Origin of the sequence: Vibrio sp. F13, from assembly GCF_020806305.2 — a bacterium.
Taxonomy (GTDB): Bacteria; Pseudomonadota; Gammaproteobacteria; order Enterobacterales; family Vibrionaceae; genus Vibrio; species Vibrio crassostreae_C.
Genome location: NZ_CP170175.1, coordinates 2,790,303 through 2,809,775, shown reverse-complemented (window position 1 = coordinate 2,809,775; position 19,473 = coordinate 2,790,303). Strand labels below are relative to the sequence as shown.

At 44.7% G+C, this 19,473-nt stretch carries 17 protein-coding genes; 4 read left to right on the top strand and 13 right to left on the bottom strand.

What is annotated here, in order from left to right:
- Positions 1-73 precede the first annotated feature (73 nt).
- The 8 genes from fabF to yceD all read right to left on the bottom strand — a co-directional run bounded on the left by fabF (position 74) and on the right by yceD (position 6,309).
- Complete coding sequence (gene fabF, locus LMH68_RS13030) at positions 74-1,318, bottom strand: beta-ketoacyl-ACP synthase II (protein WP_010437291.1); 1,245 nt, start codon at positions 1,316-1,318, stop codon at positions 74-76.
- A 93-nt stretch (positions 1,319-1,411) separates the two neighbouring features.
- The gene (gene acpP / locus LMH68_RS13025) at positions 1,412-1,645 is read right to left on the bottom strand and encodes an acyl carrier protein (protein WP_004737381.1); all 234 of its coding nucleotides are present in this window, start codon (positions 1,643-1,645) and stop codon (positions 1,412-1,414) included.
- A gap of 166 nt (positions 1,646-1,811) precedes the next feature.
- Positions 1,812-2,546 (bottom strand): 3-oxoacyl-ACP reductase FabG, encoded by a 735-nt coding sequence (gene fabG / locus LMH68_RS13020; RefSeq protein WP_029235138.1) that lies wholly within the window; start codon positions 2,544-2,546, stop codon positions 1,812-1,814.
- Positions 2,547-2,571: 25 nt separating this feature from the next.
- Entirely contained in the window at positions 2,572-3,495 is a 924-nt protein-coding gene (gene fabD / locus LMH68_RS13015) for an ACP S-malonyltransferase (RefSeq protein WP_017063479.1), read from the bottom strand.
- An 80-nt stretch (positions 3,496-3,575) separates the two neighbouring features.
- Positions 3,576-4,526, bottom strand: coding sequence for a beta-ketoacyl-ACP synthase III (locus LMH68_RS13010; RefSeq protein WP_017054985.1), 951 nt, complete (start codon positions 4,524-4,526; stop codon positions 3,576-3,578).
- A 5-nt stretch (positions 4,527-4,531) separates the two neighbouring features.
- On the bottom strand, positions 4,532-5,557 hold the full coding sequence (gene plsX / locus LMH68_RS13005) for a phosphate acyltransferase PlsX (protein WP_017062152.1): 1,026 nt from the start codon (positions 5,555-5,557) through the stop codon (positions 4,532-4,534).
- A 9-nt stretch (positions 5,558-5,566) separates the two neighbouring features.
- Positions 5,567-5,737: a 50S ribosomal protein L32 gene (rpmF, locus tag LMH68_RS13000; RefSeq protein ID WP_004737376.1), complete on the bottom strand. Its 171-nt coding sequence runs from the start codon at positions 5,735-5,737 to the stop codon at positions 5,567-5,569.
- 44 nt (positions 5,738-5,781) lie between these two features.
- On the bottom strand, positions 5,782-6,309 hold the full coding sequence (gene yceD / locus LMH68_RS12995) for a 23S rRNA accumulation protein YceD (protein ID WP_004733994.1): 528 nt from the start codon (positions 6,307-6,309) through the stop codon (positions 5,782-5,784).
- A 149-nt stretch (positions 6,310-6,458) separates the two neighbouring features.
- On the opposite strand from yceD, the gene LMH68_RS12990 reads away from it, so the two are divergent.
- Positions 6,459-7,040, top strand: coding sequence for a Maf family protein (locus LMH68_RS12990; RefSeq protein WP_102575575.1), 582 nt, complete (start codon positions 6,459-6,461; stop codon positions 7,038-7,040).
- 266 nt (positions 7,041-7,306) lie between these two features.
- Here LMH68_RS12990 and rluC read toward each other — a convergent pair whose 3' ends face one another.
- Positions 7,307-8,251 carry a 23S rRNA pseudouridine(955/2504/2580) synthase RluC gene (gene rluC / locus LMH68_RS12985; protein WP_017054981.1) on the bottom strand — a complete coding sequence of 315 codons (945 nt, stop codon included), beginning with the start codon at positions 8,249-8,251 and terminating at the stop codon, positions 7,307-7,309.
- A gap of 618 nt (positions 8,252-8,869) precedes the next feature.
- On the opposite strand from rluC, the gene rne reads away from it, so the two are divergent.
- Both rne and LMH68_RS12975 read left to right on the top strand, forming a co-directional pair.
- A complete protein-coding gene (rne, locus tag LMH68_RS12980) occupies positions 8,870-11,938 on the top strand; it encodes a ribonuclease E (RefSeq protein WP_229647108.1) in 3,069 nt (1,022 codons plus the stop codon).
- Between the two features lie 258 nt (positions 11,939-12,196).
- Positions 12,197-13,744 (top strand): SulP family inorganic anion transporter, encoded by a 1,548-nt coding sequence (locus LMH68_RS12975; RefSeq protein WP_017063477.1) that lies wholly within the window; start codon positions 12,197-12,199, stop codon positions 13,742-13,744.
- Positions 13,745-13,858: 114 nt separating this feature from the next.
- On the opposite strand, the gene LMH68_RS12970 is transcribed toward LMH68_RS12975, so the two are convergent.
- Positions 13,859-14,308: a low molecular weight protein-tyrosine-phosphatase gene (locus LMH68_RS12970; RefSeq protein WP_017067202.1), complete on the bottom strand. Its 450-nt coding sequence runs from the start codon at positions 14,306-14,308 to the stop codon at positions 13,859-13,861.
- A gap of 84 nt (positions 14,309-14,392) precedes the next feature.
- On the opposite strand from LMH68_RS12970, the gene cobO reads away from it, so the two are divergent.
- On the top strand, positions 14,393-14,998 hold the full coding sequence (gene cobO, locus LMH68_RS12965) for a cob(I)yrinic acid a,c-diamide adenosyltransferase (RefSeq protein ID WP_017062158.1): 606 nt from the start codon (positions 14,393-14,395) through the stop codon (positions 14,996-14,998).
- 223 nt (positions 14,999-15,221) lie between these two features.
- Here cobO and LMH68_RS12960 read toward each other — a convergent pair whose 3' ends face one another.
- The 3 genes from LMH68_RS12960 to apbC form a co-directional block, all read right to left on the bottom strand.
- The gene (locus tag LMH68_RS12960; RefSeq protein ID WP_102427874.1) at positions 15,222-17,360 is read right to left on the bottom strand and encodes an AsmA family protein; all 2,139 of its coding nucleotides are present in this window, start codon (positions 17,358-17,360) and stop codon (positions 15,222-15,224) included.
- Positions 17,361-17,466: 106 nt separating this feature from the next.
- On the bottom strand, positions 17,467-18,108 hold the full coding sequence (gene udk / locus LMH68_RS12955; RefSeq protein WP_004734002.1) for a uridine kinase: 642 nt from the start codon (positions 18,106-18,108) through the stop codon (positions 17,467-17,469).
- A gap of 276 nt (positions 18,109-18,384) precedes the next feature.
- A complete protein-coding gene (gene apbC / locus LMH68_RS12950) occupies positions 18,385-19,461 on the bottom strand; it encodes an iron-sulfur cluster carrier protein ApbC (RefSeq protein WP_009848619.1) in 1,077 nt (358 codons plus the stop codon).
- Positions 19,462-19,473 lie beyond the last annotated feature (12 nt).

Here is a 19,473-nt window from a genome sequence, read left to right as displayed (position 1 = left end):
CTAAAGCATCAAGCCGTTTAAAAACAAGTCTAATTGTGACTATCTACGAGTGTTTACGTCTTTAATAAGATGATTAAATCTTTTTGAAGATCAAACAGCCGTTTGTACCACCGAAACCGAATGAGTTACATGCAGCATATTCCATGTTGCTAACTTCACGCGCAGTGTGAGGTACTAAGTCAATATCTAAGCCTTCTTCAGGATCATCTAGGTTGATTGTTGGTGGAACAATTTGGTCAACCAGAGACATAGCCGTGATGATAGCTTCAGCAGAACCAGCAGCACCTAGAAGGTGGCCTGTCATTGATTTCGTAGAAGAAACCAATACTTGCTTGCTGCCTGCTTCGCCAAGAGCACGCTTGATGCCCTTAACTTCCGCTACGTCACCAGCAGGAGTCGAAGTACCGTGTGCGTTTACATAACCGATTTGTTCACCAGTAATGCCAGCATCACGCATAGCCGCTTCCATTGCTAGTGCGCCACCTGAGCCATCTTCACTTGGAGATGTCATGTGGTAAGCGTCACCCGACATACCGAAGCCAACTAGCTCACAGTAAATCTTAGCGCCACGAGCTTTCGCATGTTCGTACTCTTCAAGAACCATCATGCCTGCACCGTCGCCAAGAACGAAGCCATCACGGCCTTTGTCCCATGGACGAGAAGCTTTTTGAGGCTCATCGTTACGAGTAGAAAGTGCTTTAGCCGCACCAAAACCGCCCATACCTAGTGGAGTTGATGCTTTTTCAGCACCACCCGCTAGCATTGCGTCTGCATCGCCGTATGCAATCATACGAGCCGCGTGACCAATGTTATGTAGGCCAGTCGTACATGCAGTAGAAATCGCGATGTTTGGACCGCGTAGGCCACGCATGATAGACATGTGACCAGCAATCATATTCACGATCGTCGACGGTACGAAGAACGGGCTGATCTTACGAGGGCCTTTTTCAGTTAGAGCTTGGTGACCGGCTTCGATCAAACCAAGACCACCAATACCAGAACCGATAGCAACACCCACACGTGGAGCGTTTTCTTCAGTAATAGTTAGGGCTGAATCATCTAAAGCTTGAATACCTGCTGCGACGCCGTACTGGATGAACAAGTCCATCTTACGAGCATCTTTTTTAGTCATATACTCTTCGCAGTTAAAGTCTTTAACTAGACCTGCAAAACGAGTTGAGAAATTGGTTGCATCAAAATGATCGATATTAACGATACCACTTTGACCAGCTAGCAGGGCTTTCCAAGAAGATTCTACAGTGTTGCCTACCGGTGACAACATACCCATGCCAGTGACAACTACACGACGCTTGGACACGATTTTACACTCCGGGGATTGAGGTGATTTAAGATGAGGATAGATGAGTTAGATAAAACACAGGCGGTCGAGGTGACCGCCTGGGAGAGATTATTACTGAGCGCTAGTTACGTAATCGATAGCTGCTTGAACAGTAGTAATTTTCTCAGCTTCTTCATCTGGGATTTCAGTGTCAAATTCTTCTTCTAGAGCCATTACTAGCTCTACTGTGTCTAGAGAATCTGCACCTAGGTCATCAACGAAAGAAGCTTCGTTTTTAACTTCAGCTTCGTCTACACCTAGCTGTTCAACAATGATTTTCTTTACGCGTTCTTCGAGGTTGCTCATTTTTTCTTTTCCTTTACAGAGTTCGCTTTATGCGATGTTTTCCGTAGTTTATTCAATCTATTGAAAGTTGCAAGGTCAACTTTTCTGGTCAAACCACAATTTTCACGATTTTAACCGAAATTACGTATGATCTTGACTTAAATCATGCACAAATGTTGCACATAATTTACACCATGTACATACCGCCATTGACGTGAAGTGTTTCACCTGTGATATAAGCTGCCGCAGGTGACGCCAAAAATACCACAGCTTCAGCGATTTCGCGAGGGTCACCTAGTCGACCTGCTGGTACATTCGCCAAAGTTGCTGCACGTTGGTCATCATTTAGCGCTTTAGTCATGTCAGTTTCGATGAAACCAGGAGCTACAGTGTTCACTGTAACGCCACGAGACGCAACTTCACGAGCCATTGATTTAGTAAAACCAATTACGCCTGCTTTTGCAGCTGCGTAGTTAGCTTGACCAGCGTTACCCATAGTACCTACTACAGAACCAACGTTTACGATACGGCCTTGACGTTTCTTCATCATGCCACGCAATACAGCTTTAGACATGCGGAAAATAGGCGTTAGGTTAGTATCGATGATGTCATTCCATTCGTCGTCTTTCATACGCATCAGTAGGTTATCACGAGTGATACCTGCGTTGTTAACTAGAATGTCAATCGCACCGAATTCATCGTTGATGGTTTTCAGTGTAGCAGCAATTGAGTCAGTATCCGTTACATTAAGAGCAAGACCTTTACCGTTCTCACCAAGGTACTCGCTGATTGCAGCTGCGCCGCCTTCAGATGTCGCAGTACCGATAACTTTAGCACCACGCTCAACTAAAAGTTCAGCGATTGCACGACCGATGCCACGGCTTGCGCCTGTAACTAGTGCAACTTTGCCTTCTAAATTCATCATAACTTCTCTATTAAGTGGTTATTTACTTAGCAGCTTCTAGTGATGCAGTGTCATTAACTGCAGCAGCTGTCATAGTTTTTACGATTCGTTTTGTTAGACCAGTAAGAACTTTACCAGGGCCTAATTCAAGTAGCTTCTCAACGCCTTGCTCATTCATCGCTTGTACGCCTTCAGTCCAACGAACTGGGCTGTACAGCTGACGAACAAGTGCGTCTTTAATTTTTGCAGGATCTGTTTCAGCGATAACATCAACGTTATTGATAACAGGCAATGCTGGCGTGTTGAACTCTAGAGCTTCTAGAGCCACCGCTAGCTTGTCTGCTGCTGGCTTCATCAGTGCACAGTGAGACGGCACAGAAACAGGTAGCGGAAGTGCACGCTTAGCGCCCGCTTCTTTACAAAGTGCACCAGCACGCTCTACTGCCGCTTTGTTACCCGCGATAACAACTTGGCCAGGAGAGTTAAAGTTAACTGGAGACACAACTTCGTCTTGCGCAGCTTCTTCACACGCTTTAGCAATCGCTTCATCGTCTAGACCGATGATTGCGTACATTGCACCAACACCCGCAGGAACCGCTTCTTGCATCAGTTGACCACGTAGTTCAACCAGCTTGATCGCTTCTTTAAAGTCGATAACGCCGGCACATACAAGTGCAGAATATTCACCTAGGCTGTGACCTGCTAGATTTACAGGTTGCTCTAGGCCAAGCTCTTGCCATACACGCCAAATTGCAACAGACGCTGTTAATAGAGCCGGTTGAGTGCGAAAAGTTTCATTTAGATTTTCTACAGGACCATCTTGAACCAATGCCCATAGATCGTAACCAAGTGCTTCTGAAGCTTCAGCAAATGTCTTTTTAACAACATCATACTGTTCGCCTAGGTCAGCAAGCATACCGATAGCTTGAGAGCCTTGGCCTGGGAATACGATAGCAAATTTGCTCATTGTAATTTTCCTTTAAGCAAAGCAAAAAATTGAATAAGGCACATAAGTTATGTGCCTTGTTTGTTGATTATCGCTTGGGGTTAGAATTTAACTAACGCAGAACCCCAAGTGAAGCCGCCGCCAAATGCTTCAAGTAGAAGCGTTTGACCACGTTTAATTCGCCCGTCGCGAACAGCCTCATCAAGGGCCGTTGGTACGGTAGCTGCCGACGTATTGCCATGCTTATCAAGAGTAATCACAACTTGGTCAAGCGACATCGTCAGCTTTTTAGCGGTTGCCGAAATAATACGGTAATTCGCTTGGTGTGGAACTAACCAATCAAGCTCTGACTTATCCATATTGTTCGCCGCTAATGTGTCTTTAACTAGCTTAGAAAGCTGAGTTACCGCCACTTTAAATACTTCGTTGCCCGCCATGTGCAGCCATTTGTCTGCATCACCGCCACGCTCTGGTACTTCTAAGCTTAGAAGCTCACCGTATTTACCGTCAGAGTAAATATGAGTAGACAAAATACCTGGCTCTTCGCTTGCGCCTACAACCACCGCGCCTGCTGCATCACCAAATAGGATGATAGTAGAGCGGTCAGTCGGATCACAGGTTTTTGACAGTGCATCCGCACCAATTACCAAAACGTTCTTACACATGCCAGTCTTGATGTGTTGATCAGCAACAGACAGTGCGTAGACAAAACCAGAACACGCTGCAGCCAAATCAAACGCAGGGCAGCCTTTGATACCAAGCTTGCCTTGTACCTGACATGCCGAAGACGGGAATGTGTGGCTACTGCTGGTTGTCGCAACGATGATTAAATCAATCTCTTCTTTGTCGATACCTGCCATTTCAATGGCATTTTCAGCAGCGTAAAACGCCATATCCGCAACGGTTTCGTTTTCCGCTGAAATACGACGCTCTTTAATACCTGTTCTAGCAACGATCCACTCATCGCTAGTCTCTACCATTTTCTCTAAGTCTGCGTTAGTACGCACCTGAGATGGCAAGTAGCTGCCAGTACCTAAAATTTTGCTATACATGAAGACTAATAATGCCTCTCGAGTAAAACCGCTTCCAAACGATCGCTAATGCGGCTGGGGACTTGTCGTTTGACCTCGTGTACTGCTTCACCAATCGCGTTGACGACTGCAGACACATCAGCACTTCCATGACTTTTAATGACAATGCCGCGCAATCCTAACAAACTTGCGCCGTTATACTGGTCGGGGTTCAAGGTTTTTAATTCAGTAAATAGCTCAGAAAACAACATTCTGGCGATCCAACCCTTTATTGTTGAAGCCATCATGCGCGTTTTTAGCTTATCAATAAAGAGCTGAGCCGTACCTTCGCACGTTTTTAAGCAGACATTGCCCACAAAACCATCACATACGACGACATCAGCAGCATCTTGAAGTAATTGATTACCTTCAATATAGCCTATGAAGTTCACAGACTGAGTATTAGACAACATTTCCGCGCATCGTTTCACAAGGTCATTGCCTTTGATTTCTTCTGCACCGATATTCAAGATAGCGACACGTGGAGCACGACCTAAATGTTGTTCTGCTAATGCACTGCCCATTACAGCAAACTGAAACAGTGAATCTGCGTCACTAGAAACGTTCGCTCCTAAATCAAGCATCCATGTACGGTTGCCAGAAGCAGTAGGCAAAGCTGAAACCAATGCAGGCCTATCAATACCGGGAAGGAGTTTGAGTCTGAAACGAGATAACGCCATCAGTGCGCCAGTGTTACCACCACTCACACAAGCATCAGCCTGTGATTCGGCAACCAGATCGATAGCAGCACGCATAGAACTACCCTGACTATTACGTAAGGCTAGTGAAGGTTTTTCAGAATTGGAAATGACTCGATCACAATGCTGGATACTCAAACGAGAATCAGGCATTCGACCTAATGAAGATAATTGAGATGTGATCGCATTTCGATCACCTATGAGAATGACTTTTAGCTCTGGGAAATACGACAGTGCCTGCACGGCGGCAGGCACTGTTACACGAGGACCGAAGTCCCCGCCCATTGCATCAAGCGCAACGGTTAGATTTTGCAAAGGTCAACCTTACTTGTTGATAACCTTTTTGCCGCGGTAGAAACCTTCGGCAGTCACGTTGTGACGTAGGTGAGTTTCACCTGAAGTTGCGTCTACAGAAAGTGCAGCTGTAGTTAGCGCATCGTGTGAACGACGCATGCCACGCATTGAACGTGATTTCTTGCTCTTTTGTACGGCCATTGACCCTACTCCTATGTAAATTCTTAAAGATACTTACTAATAAGTTACTTCTTTAAGTTTTTTAAAACATCAAATGGATTCGGCTTTTTATCTTCCTCAATTTCTTCAGGAAGTTCACCAAACACCAAGTTATTTGAGTTAACGCTACATTTCGCATCGTCGTGCATTGCTATTTGTGGCAATCCAAGGATGAACTCGTCTTCAACTAATTGAATCAGGTCTAACTCACCGTACTCGTTCAGATCTACCAAATCGTACTCTTCCGGTGCTTCCTCTTCACTTTTCTCGCTGTAAACAGGAGTATAAGTAAATTGGACATCGCACTCATGTGCGAAAACCTCATTACAACGTTGACACTCTAAATCGACTTCGACGTTAGCTTTACCAGAGATAACGACTAATCGTTGTTCATCAAGCCCAAATGACATTGAGACTTGCGCGTCACGTTTTACGCCTTCAGTTGTTTCGGTTAAACGCTTTAAAAGACTGACTTGAATGATACCATCCATATCGAGTCGTTTTTGAGCCGTTCTTGCCGGATCAACTGTACGCGGTATTTTTTCCTTTTGCATAGGGCGCGAATCTTATCTTCCAAATCGTGTTTAGTCAAAGGAAATGGCAAAAAAAATGTACTTTCCTACCTTTCCTGTTCAGAGCATTATGAATAGCAGGATAAGTTACGTTATCCTGAACTAAATGCTTACACGAATTGTAAATTAAAATGAGAAATTACCAACTAGTTTTAGCTTCTACATCTCCATTTAGGCAAGAGATCCTCAAAAAACTACAGTTAGACTTTGTCACAGCGAAGCCTGACTGCGATGAAACACCACTTCCAGAAGAGACACCTCAACAGTTAGTGATGCGTCTTGCCGAGACAAAAGCCAAGTCTTGTACTATCGAACAACCAAGCCTAGTGATTGGTTCCGATCAAGTGTGTGTGATTGATGGAGAAATCATTGGTAAACCACACACTCGTGAAAAAGCGATTGAGCAGCTATCTCGCCAAAGCGGCAAAAGCATCACTTTCTATACTGGGATAACCGTATGGAATAGTGAAACCAATAAAGCCGACAGTCGCTTAGATACCTTCATCGTGCATTTCCGTGATTTAACACAGCAGCAGATCATTTCTTACGTTGAGAAAGAACAGCCTTATTACTGCGCGGGCAGCTTTATGTGTGAAGGGTTAGGTATCGCGCTATTTAAACAGATGGAAGGTAAGGACCCGAATACCTTGATCGGTTTACCTCTGATCGATCTGGTTGATATGTTAGAAGCGCAAGGAATGAGCGTACTATAACGGATACCCTCTCTTTTGTTAGAGATTCCCTACTCCTTCCTTCGTCAGTCTAGGGAATGGCGGAACACGCAATTTTATCTAACCAACTAATGATATAGAGCGTATTTTAAAAAGTCGTCATCCTCAAGAGCGAGGAACGAGCGACTTGGGGATCTTCTACAACAGATGAAAACAAAAAAGGTTGACGATATTCGTCAACCTTTCTCATTTATGGATACTGAAGAACAAATTTAGAGGCACTCTATACCTTCGTATCTCGTATCTTCTTAAAGCTTACGTAAACCAGTTAGGGCTTTCTCTAGCCTTCTTTCCATTGGCGCCGAGATATCCATCTTCTCTTCACTACCTGGGTGTGTGAACTTGATGTTTGCTGCATGTAGGAACAGACGATCAAGACCAACCTTACCCGTGTAAGCATCAAAACGACGATCACCGTAGCGATCATCCCAAGCAATTGGGTGACCAGTATACTGAGCGTGCACACGAATTTGGTGTGTTCGGCCTGTAATTGGGCTTGCTTGAATCAACGTCGCCTCTTGGAATTTTTCTAAAACCTTAAAACGGGTTTCAGAAGCTTTACCATTCGGGTTGACTCGAACAATGCTGTTCACTTCATTTTTCAACAAAGGTGCGTTGACGACTTTGCAGCTGTTCTTCCATTCGCCCATAACTAAAGCGAAGTAGTATTTTTGAACCGTTTTTTCACGGAACTGTGCTTGAAGGTGTCTTAGCGCCGAGCGCTTCTTAGCAACAAGCAAAATGCCAGACGTATCTCTATCGATACGGTGCACTAATTCAAGAAAACGAGCATCAGGGCGAAGAGCACGTAATGCTTCAATCGCGCCAAATTTTAATCCGCTACCACCATGAACAGCAGTGCCAGACGGTTTGTTAAGAATTAGCATGTGATCATCTTCATAAATGATGCACTGTTCTAATTCTGAAACCTTGTTGAGTTTCGTGCTCGGCACGTTCTCTTCTGTTTTCTCTTCAATAGTAACCGGAGGGATACGAACTAAATCGCCAGCTTTTAGTTTGTACTCAGCCTTAATGCGTTTTTTATTTACGCGGACTTCGCCTTTACGCACGATTCGGTAAATCATGCTTTTCGGGATGTTTTTTAATTGGTTGCGTAAGAAGTTATCAATACGCTGACCAGCCATATCTTCGTCAATGTCGACGAATTGGACTTGGGTTCTAATTTCGCTCATTGCGCTATTGTATCACTGTCACTTTTGATAATTGATATTTTCTTAGCCCTATTCCGAACTTATTTATCCCTAATCCTTACCGATCTATCCCAAAATGGTCATTGAAGTTCTATATTTCTTTGATTCTTCGAACAAAAAAGCATCAAGATTCCTGCAAATTAAAATATCAATTGATAAATTATTTATAGACAGTGAGTTAGAGCTATCAAAACCCAAACAAAAACTGTTTTTTTTACAGCATTCCGACAAAGCAGATTGCTGTGTTTACCGACCGCTGCTATAGTTCACAGCTGCTATCAGTGGTTTGACTATTATTTAAACAGTTAACCATTCATAAGCAAGTAAATGAGTAGATAACTCAGATTAGACAGTGCTGCAATCGGCGTAAGACACGGTCAACTGAGTTCCTTATCGCTCTACTCACGTACACTCATGTTGAGTATTCACCGCCACATCGCGGATCATAGGCTAACTCCCTATGATGACTGACGTGCCCCAGAGCATCCCTCTCCAGCCGGGAGGCTGCACCGATAAAGCCATGGGATCTGGCACCATGAGAAACGAAATAAAGCGATAAGAACAATGATGAAAATAAGAAAAGACAATGAGAATTTCTAAATGAAAAGAATGTTAATTAACGCAACTCAAAAAGAAGAGTTGCGTGTCGCTTTGGTTGATGGCCAACGACTGTTCGATCTAGATATCGAAAGTCCAGGTCACGAGTCAAAGAAAGCGAATATCTACAAAGGACGTATTACCCGTATTGAACCAAGCCTAGAAGCGGCATTCGTTGATTACGGCGCAGAACGTCACGGTTTCCTCCCTCTTAAAGAAATTGCCCGCGAATACTTCCCTGAAGGTTATACATACCAAGGCCGTCCTAGCATTAAAGAAGTGCTAAAAGAAGGCCAAGAAGTAATCGTACAAGTAGAGAAAGAAGAACGTGGTAGCAAAGGTGCTGCACTGACAACTTTCATCTCTTTGGCTGGTAGTTACTTAGTTCTTATGCCTAATAACCCTCGTGCTGGCGGTATTTCTCGTCGTATCGAAGGTGATGAACGCACTCAACTGAAAGCAGCATTAAGCACTCTTGAGCTTCCTCAAGGTATGGGCTTAATCGTGCGTACAGCGGGTGTTGGCAAAAGCGCAGAAGAGCTAGAGTGGGACCTGAATGTTCTATTGAACCATTGGGGCGCTATCAAGCAAGCTTCTGATTCAAATGCAGCTCCTTTCCTAATTCACCAAGAGAGTAACGTTATTGTTCGCGCAATTCGTGACTATCTACGTCGTGATATTGGCGAGATTCTAATCGACAGCAATACTATTTTTGAACGTGCACAAGCGCACATTCAATTAATACGCCCAGATTTCATGAATCGCGTTAAGAAATACGATGGTGAAGTGCCACTATTCAGCCATTACCAGATTGAAAGCCAGATCGAATCTGCTTTCCAACGTGAAGTTCGTCTTCCATCTGGTGGTTCTATCGTAATCGACCCAACAGAAGCACTGACTTCTATCGATATCAACTCTGCTCGTGCAACAAAGGGCGGCGATATTGAAGAAACAGCACTTAACACTAACCTAGAAGCTGCCGATGAAATTGCACGTCAATTACGTCTACGTGACCTAGGTGGTCTTGTTGTAATCGACTTTATCGATATGACCCCGGTTCGCCACCAACGCGAAGTAGAAAGCCGTCTACGTGATGCCGTTCGTTTAGATCGCGCACGTGTTCAGATTGGTCGTATTTCTCGCTTTGGTCTTCTAGAGATGTCTCGTCAACGTTTGAGCCCATCACTAGCAGAAGCAAGCCACCACATTTGTCCTCGTTGTACAGGTACTGGTGTTGTTCGTGATAACGAATCTCTAGCACTTTCTGTTCTACGTTTGATTGAAGAAGAAGCTCTAAAAGACAACACAGCACAAGTACTTGCTGTTGTGCCTGTTCCAATCGCTTCTTACCTTCTGAACGAAAAACGTCGCTCAGTAAACCACATCGAGAAGAACCAAGAAGTTAAGATCACTGTTGTTCCTAACTCAGACATGGAAACGCCGCATTTTGAGGTTATCCGTGTTCGTGAAGGTGAAGAGTTCGATCTACTATCTTACTTGCTGCCTAACAAGCTAGAAGCTCTAAAAGAAGCGGAAAGCAAAGAGCCGGCTGAACAGACTATTCGTCCTAAGAAGATTGAAGAACCTGCTCTGAAAGGCTTCGCAGCTCCTGCTCAATCAGCACCAACTCCTGCTCCAGCACCTAAAGCTGTAGAAGAGAAGAAAGCTGAACCAGCAGCGACTCAAGAACCAGGCCTAATTGGTCGTTTCTTCAAAGCTATCGGTAGCTTCTTATTTGGCTCTTCAACTCAAGAAGAGAAAAAAGAAGAAGAAGAGAAGAAAGAAGAAGAAAAACCTAAAAACAATCGTAACAACGGCAACCGTCAACGCCGTGATCGTAACGATAACCGTCGTCGTAACCAACGTGGTGAGCGTGGCGAACAGCGTAACGACCGTGGTGAACGTGGTGACAATCGTAACGAAAACCGTGACAACAAACGCCGCCGTAAGCCAGCTCGTGATGAGAAGCCTGAAGAGCAAAAAGAAGCAGCTCCACAGCAAACTCGTCAGCCTCGCAAGCCTAAGCAAGACCGTCGCAACAAGCCACGTGATGAGCAGAAGCAACGCGAAGAGCAAGCACCATCTAAATTAGCAGAAGAAGGTCTACAGCTAGCAGCAGAAGCACAAGCTGGTAAACCGGAAGCGCCTAAGGCTAAACCTGAAGCGAAAGCAGCTAAGATTAAAGAGCGTCGTCAGCGTCGTAAACTGAACAAGCAAGTTCGTGTTAAAGACCAACAAGCTCAAGCTGAAGATAACGCTTCAAAAGAGCAGGTTGCTGCTAAAGAACTATCTGTTTCAAAAGAACAGTCAGTAGCTCAAGAGCAAAAAGTTGCGGAACAAGTAGAAGCAACTCAAGCGAATGCAGAGCAAACTGAACAGGAAGAGCCGAAACAACGTCGTAACCGTCGTTCTCCACGTCACCTACGTGCAAGTGGTCAACGTCGTCGTCGCGGTCGTGATCGTCGCCCTAACCCATTCCGCCTACGTAAAGGTGGTGTAGCTTCTCCAGAGATGGCTATGGGTAAAGTGATGCCTCGCTTCATTCCAAAACCTCACCACAAGCAGGCAAAGCCTGAAGTGGCTGAAGTTCAAGTAGCAGCTGAAGCTCAAACATCTGTTCAAGAGCAGAATGTTGCTCTAGAGACGGCACCACAAAGCAACGTAGCAATGACTGGCGGCTTCGCATGTCCAGAGCTTGCAATGGGTAAAGTTATCATCCGTCGTGAAGATGCTGCTGTTGAAGCTCAAGTAGCTGAGACTCCTGCTGCAGTTGAAGCTCCTGCAGTCGTTGAAGAAGCACCAGTTGTTGAAGCTGAAGCGCCTAAAGCTGAAAGTGCAAAAGTTGAAGAAGCACCTGTTGTTAAAGCAGAAGCTCCTAAAGCGGCACCAAAGGCAGCTGTTGCTAAGAAGCAAGCCGGTTCACCAATGACTAAAGCTCCTGGTCCTCAAGAGATCAAAGAGATTGAAGTGATTGCAGCTCCGTTCCGCACTGAACGTTTTGTATCGAAAGGTGCAGGCAGTCAGGCAGCGTCGAACAAAGCTGGCGCGGCGATGACTAAGCCAAACTACTAGTGATTACTGATAGGTAATCGCGAGTAAATAGAATCAAAGGCTGCTTATTAAAGCAGCCTTTTTCATATCTACTAATCGAATAAAAATTAACAGATATATTACTCAAAGTTAGGTTCAACCTTGAACTTAATCACATTTTTGGGTAGCATTCGCGCACTTATCTTTTCGACACTTCGCTATTGCCGCTCTTTTCCATCACTGTTTGGCTACGCAATACACCCGTGTCGGTAAATCCATCTTAAGCATAGCTGAGCAAACATGTTCGAATTCCCACAATTTTCAAAGCACTCTGTAAAGAATGACGTGCTTTCAGGTCTTACAGTAGCCCTGGCTCTGGTACCTGAAGCTGTAGCATTCGCCTTTGTTGCTGGCGTTGACCCAATGGTTGGTCTTTATGCAGCATTCATCGTAGGTTTAATCACTTCTGTCTTTGGCGGCCGTCCAGGTATGATTTCTGGCGCAACCGGCGCAATGGCCGTTGTAATGGTGAGCCTAGTGGCAACCCATGGTGTTCAATACCTATTCGCAGCCGTTATGCTGGCTGGCCTTCTGCAAATTGCAGCAGGTGTATTTAAACTAGGTAAATTTATCCGTATCGTTCCACACCCAGTAATGATTGGTTTCGTGAACGGTTTGGCCATTGTTATCTTCCTAGCTCAGCTTGGTCAGTTTAAAGCGCCAGACGTAACAGGTGCATTAACTTGGCTACCAAGCGGTCAAATGACACTCATGCTGGGTTTAGTAGCCCTTACAATGGCTATCATCCACTTCCTACCTAAGCTAACAACAGCGGTACCATCTTCACTGGTTGCTATTGTTACAGTAACGGCTTTGGTTGTCGGTCTTGACCTTGAAACTCGCACTGTTGTCGACTTCCTACGTACAATGTCTGGTGACGAAGCTGCAACGCTAGCGGGTTCTCTACCAACGTTCTCTATTCCTGCTGTTCCGTTTTCTTTTGAGACACTACAGATCATCCTACCGTACGCAATTATCCTTGCGGCTATCGGCCTGATCGAGTCTCTACTGACACTGACAGTACTAGATGAAATGACAAACACTCGTGGTCAATCTAACCGTGAATGTGTTGGTCAAGGTATGGCTAACGTAACGTGTTCTGTATTCGGTGCGATGGGTGGTTGTGCGATGATCGGTCAATCGATGATCAACGTAAACTCAGGTGGTCGTGGTCGTCTTTCAGGTATCGTCGCCGCAGTTGCACTACTGATGTTCATCCTGTTCGGTTCTGCACTGATTGAAATGATTCCTCTAGCAGCACTTGTGGGCGTAATGTTCATGGTTGTTATCGGCACATTTGAATGGGCAACCTTCAAGCTTGCGCGTCGCGTTCCTAAACAAGACTTCTTCGTTATCGTTCTTGTTACCGTAGTAACAGTACTGACTGATCTTGCTGTGGCAGTAGGTGTTGGTGTTGTCGCTTCTGCGCTAATGTTTGCTTGGCAACATGCTAAACACATCTACGCAGATACATCAGTAAACGCTGAAGGCTCAAAAGAGTACAAAGTTAACGGCCCAATCTTCTTTGGTTCAACGGCTAACTTCCTAGAGTTGTTTGACGCATACAACGATCCACAAGATGTAATCGTTGATTTCGCAAACTCACGCGTGACTGACCACTCTGCAATTGAAGCGATCGACACGATTGCTGACCGTTACGCGGCGCTAGGTAAAACACTTCACCTTCGCCACCTAAGCCAAGACTGTGTTGCTATGCTGCACAAAGCAGGTAGCTTAGTTGAAGCGAACGTTGCAGAAGACCCAATCTACAAAGTAATGTCTAAGTAATCTTAGCTGTAGCTTTAAGTTAGATTTAGAGAGGCCGACATTCAATGTCGGCCTTTTTTATACCTATCGGTCAGCCCTTACGCTGATAACAAAACGACGTACATTGTTCCTACACTACATCGAACGCAGTATCGCTTCGCTAGACTCTTCGATTAAATCCAACACCAATTCAAAACCATTTCCCTCACCATAATACGGATCGGGGATCTCTTGATATTGTGACTCTCCAAAGCTCAAAAATAATGCGAGCTTGTATTGGAGGTGAACTGGACACTGGCTCATTAAGTCGTCTAAATTGGCTCTATCTGCCGCGAGTATCAGGTCAAATTCTTCGAAGTCATTATCAACCACTTTACGAGAAGTAATCCCCTTAAAGCTGTAGCCTCGCTTCTCTCCTGCAGATTTGGATCGCGAGTCTGGCGGGTTGCCTTGATGAAAACCAATCGTCCCCGCAGAGTCGACCACAACATCAATATCCAGCTGTTGCGCTTTCTTCCTTAGCACCGCTTCACCTGTTGGCGAGCGGCAAATATTCCCCATACAAACTACGAGTATCTTTTTCATCCCTAATCACCTGTTCTTCCGATGGTTTTTGCTATCGTTAAGTTAGGCTATGATAGACGCAATCACAACTTAAAAGGATTTGTTATGTCGACTGAAGACAACAAAGAACAACGCCACAAAGCAAGACAACAGAAAGTAAAAGAACAAGTCGATGCACGTGTCGCTGCAGCACAAGAAGTAAAAGGCCTATTGCTGGTCATCACGGGTAACGGTAAAGGTAAATCAACATCCGGTTTTGGTACGATTACACGTGCAGTTGGTCATGGTAAGAAATGCGCCGTTGCTCAGTTTGTTAAAGGTACCTGGGATAACGGCGAAAAAAACGTTCTGCAAAAGCTTGATGTCGAGTTCCAAGTCATGGGCACAGGCTTTACTTGGGAAACTCAGAACAAAGCGCAAGATATTGAAGCTGCGCAGCGTGTATGGAAAGAGTGCCAACGCATGCTGGCTGATGAGTCGATCGATGTGATTCTGTTTGATGAACTGACTTACATGGTTAGCTACGGTTACATCGAACTCGATGAAGTGGTTGAGGCGTTGAATAACCGCCCGAAGATGCAGTCTGTCATCATTACAGGTCGTGGCGCGCACCGTACTCTTACTGAGATAGCAGATACAGTATCTGAAGTTCGCAATGTGAAACACGCTTTTGAATCTGGTGTTAAAGCGCTACAAGGCGTTGACTGGTAATCACCTTCAACCAGAGATCCCCGACTCGGTCATTCTTCCCTCTCGAGGATGACGACCACTAGGCCGTTACGCTCTTGAACAAAGGACGACGGCCTATCGTCATTCCCTAGAGCGAGGGACGAGTGTCATAGGGAATCTCTCTTGAGTATTATCGAGCCAAAAATAAAAAGCGCCATTCCTACAACAGGAGTGGCGCTTTGTTCATTTTTAAATGAGATGAAGACTAGTTAAACAAACCTTTTAGTAGACCGTTTACTGCGTCTCTTGTTTTCTCATCTTTGATCTTGTCACCGTACTTTTCGTCTAACTTTTCTAAACCACGATCAATTTCTTTCTGTGCTTTCTGTTTCAATACATCATCAAAAACAAGTGCAAATTTCGGGGCTGCCCACTGACCTGTTACCTTAATTGGGATAGTCACATCTTTCAGGTCGTCGATGCTCTTACCGCCCTGACCTTCAAGTGAACCCACAATTGATGTACGTACAAGGAAGTCGACCGTTTCATTGATGAAGTTTGCTTTACCTTGACCTGTCACACGTAACAGTGGCGACTGTGCTGATAAGTCGTTAGTTGAAACCCAACCTTTATCCACTTTCAGCGTCGCTTTCATTGCACTGAAGTCCGTTTTTTGAGCTTCATTTGTGCTTTCAACTTTCTCGCCCTTGATCTTAGCGTAGTTTTCTCGAATCAGTTGAGCTACGTTGATGCCGTTAACTGCACCATCTTCAAAGTTAATCGCGATAGTACCGACTAGGTTTTTCTTGATACCCGTCGGAGTTAGACTCTTACCTTTCACGTTGACATCAATATTACCGGTACCTTCCAGCATATCGTTATCTGCAACATCAACCAGTAACGGTTGTACTTTCACGCCTTTGATTTTCTTCTTAGCCGTGTAAGTCGCTGGTGTTTTACGAGCGTCTAACTTTGCAGTAGCAGAAATAGAACCTTGGTAAAGATTCGAGGTGAATGAGGTTAGCTCTGCGATACCACGGTTAACCGAAAATGCGGTTTTAACATTCTGCATCTTCGCGTTGTTCGCCTTGAACTTATCAATCGTGATGTCACCTTTCACGTCTAACGTTTTCAGAGCCGACAGATCAGGTTCCACTTCTTTAGCTGGATCTGAACTACCAGAACTTGACGTTGAACCACCAGCAGAACCAGAAGGCGCTGTGCTCGCTGTTTCTGTTGTATTGCCTAAGCCTAAGAATTCATCTAAATCAATATTCGGGCTATGAAGAGAGAAACGAACCTTTGGTATTTCAGATAGGATTACGTCTGCTTTACCGTCTAATGCAATAGCGTTAGCTTGTAGCTTCTCTAACACAAAGCTCAGGTGGCTCTTGTTAAGATCGAAGCTTAAGTCAGACAGCATGTCGACTTTCATTGGAGACTGAGGAAGCGTGTCGCCTTTGAATGTTGAGTCTAACGTTAACTTGTTCAGCGTTACTTTTGAAATCGCGCTATCAACAGTAAGTTCACCGCCACCTTTAAGATCAAGGTCAAGGCCAGCTGCATTACCGATTACAGCGTAAGTCAGTTGGTTTACCTTATCGAACTCAAACGTATTCAAGCCAATTTTTGCTGACTCAATCGACGTCGCTGGATCATTGAACTTAGCGTTTAAGTCGATATTACGAAGTGCGTAACTTGCAAAGCCTTCAGCTAATTTGAATTCTGCACTGCCTTGTGCAGAGAACTTCTGTTGATTGTTCTCACCAGAAGCCGCAAATGTCGCGGTTGTCCATGTATCAACGGCAAACTCAGAAAGATTCAAAGACACATCGTATAGCTTAGTGAATGAACCCGCTTGCTTGTCGTCCATTTCAAACAATGCGTTTGATACAGTTACGCCTGCAAGGTTGATCGTCCAACCCGATGCGTCTGTGGTAGTTTGCTCTTGAGGGGCAGGCGCTGATTCAGAACTTGTGCCTGCTGCAGGCTCAGATTCTTGAGGCGCTGACGCTTGCGTTAGTGCATCAATGTTCTTGCGACCATCTTTAAGCGTTTCTAAATAGAATTCTGCACCATCTAGAGTAATGTTGCCGATCTCTAGTTGGTTGCTAAATAGCGGAGTAACCGAAACGTCAACGCCAACGGTATCAACCTTAAATAGGTTAGGTTGCGTAAAACCTTCAGGGTTGCGTAATTCAGTTTGACCAAGTTCAAAGCCAATGGATGGGAAGAATTGCCAGCTGATATCACCCTCGATCACTAGCTCTAGGCCTGTGTGTTTTTGGGCTTGTTCGACAATTAATGGCTTAAATTGGTTGGGATTCACTAACAGCACTAGTGCCAGAATTGCTGCAACGACAACAAACACTGGTACAGCTATGAAAATGAGTAGTTTCTTCATCCGCATATTCCTTGCTTAGATTCCAAAAGAAAGTGGCACTATAAAAGTGCCACTGATTCGGTAAAAAATAAAGCTAAGTGAGTCACTTAGGCAAAATTTTATTCGATTAAGACTTCAACAACTTCGCAATGTGCGCTTTTAGCACATCAATCGCAATACGGTTTTTACCACCACGAGGAACGATGATGTCTGCATGTTGTTTTGAAGGCTCGATAAACTGCATGAACATTGGACGTACTGTTTCTTGGTATTGCTTAAGTACAGTGTCCATTGTACGACCACGCTCTTCTACATCACGCTTAACACGGCGTAATAGACAGATGTCTAATGGTGTATCCATAAACACACTTGCGTGCATTAGTTTACGAAGACGCGGGTCTGTTAGAAGCAGAATACCCTCTAAAATGATCACTTTCTTTGGAGTAAGTGTAGTCGTTTCAGAAGTACGTGTGTGCTCTGTGTAGCTGTATTCAGGAACTTCTACGGCGTTGCCACTCATTAGCTGCTGTAGATGTTCACATAAAAGATCATGATCTAGTGCATTTGGGTGATCGTAGTTAGTTTTAACACGCTCTTCCATACTCAAGTGGCTTTGGTCGCTGTAATAGCAATCTTCCGTGATAACACCAATTTGATGGTCGCCTACTTTTTCGCGCAATTCATTATAAATTGTACTAGCAATCAGACTTTTTCCTGAAGCTGAAGCGCCAGCGATACCTACGATGACACATTGATTATTATCAGACATTAATTTTGCACCCGATATGGTTTGGTGGTGGGAAGAGATAAACCGCCTGATTATAGGGGCTAAAGCACATAGATTCTAGTCGCCATTTTAGCTAATTGCAGTCAAATTGATGATATCAATGCATTTAATGAATGCAATCGTTTGCTTTCAAATAACTTGCCTACAACTATTTGCACAAGCCCAATGGATATTGACTTAAATCCACCGCTGTTTATCTAATCCAAACTATATTTAAACGACTTTGTGATTAACTTGCGCTATTCAACCATAGATTCGTTATTCAACCATAGAGAAGTTAATCGCTTCTGGTCTCGCCTTGCCGGTCCAGAACATCTTCGCAGCCACATTCTCTGCAAGCTCTAAGTAGTGACGTGTATGTTCACTATCTGGACGACGAATCACCGTCGGGCAACCTGCATCGATATCTTCTCGCACATCAATATGAAGAGGGATCTGTGCCAAAATATCGAGGTAAAACTCTTCTGACATAGCTTCGGCACCACCAGCACCAAAGATATGCTCTTTCTCACCGCAGTGACTACAAATATGATAGCTCATGTTTTCAACTAAGCCTGCCACTGGCACGCTTACCTTATCAAACATTGCGACACCTTTACGCGCATCCGCTAATGCCAAATCTTGAGGAGTGGTCACCACTACTGCGCCCGTCACCGGGATCTGTTGCGACAACGTCAACTGAATATCACCCGTGCCCGGTGGCATATCAATAACTAGATAATCCAACTCTGGCCATACGGTTTCGTTAACAAGCTGACCTAAAGCCTTGGCTGCCATAGGGCCACGCCAGATTGCCGCATCATCTTTCGAAACAAGATAGCCAATTGAGTGGGTGAAAATGCCATGTGCCTCGATGGGCATCATCCATTTGTTGTTCTGTACTTCTGGTTTCGCGTCTAGTTGGCCGAGCATCATAGGCACTGATGGCCCGTAGATATCCGCATCCAACAAACCCACTTTTGAACCTGACTTAGATAGCGCGAGCGCAAGGTTTACTGAAGTCGTTGATTTACCCACCCCACCCTTTGCCGACGTCACGGCAATAATATTCTTAACACCCTTCAATGGCGTCGCCACTGTGGTTTCCAGCGCAGACGGTTTCACTTTTACTTCAAACTGAAAAGCGCTAACAAGCTGTTGTTCAATCTGAGAGTGAATCCACTGTTCCAATTCAACCGCAAGCTGATTAGCGGCAAAAGGTAAGGTGATAACAAATGATCCACGCGGATCAACCGATACAATATTTTGGTGTAGCGCCCACTCTGGGATGAGGATTGGTGACTCGAACTCATTCAACCATGAACAGAAATCTTGCTTAGAAGTAAAGTTACGCATTGGGACTCCTTT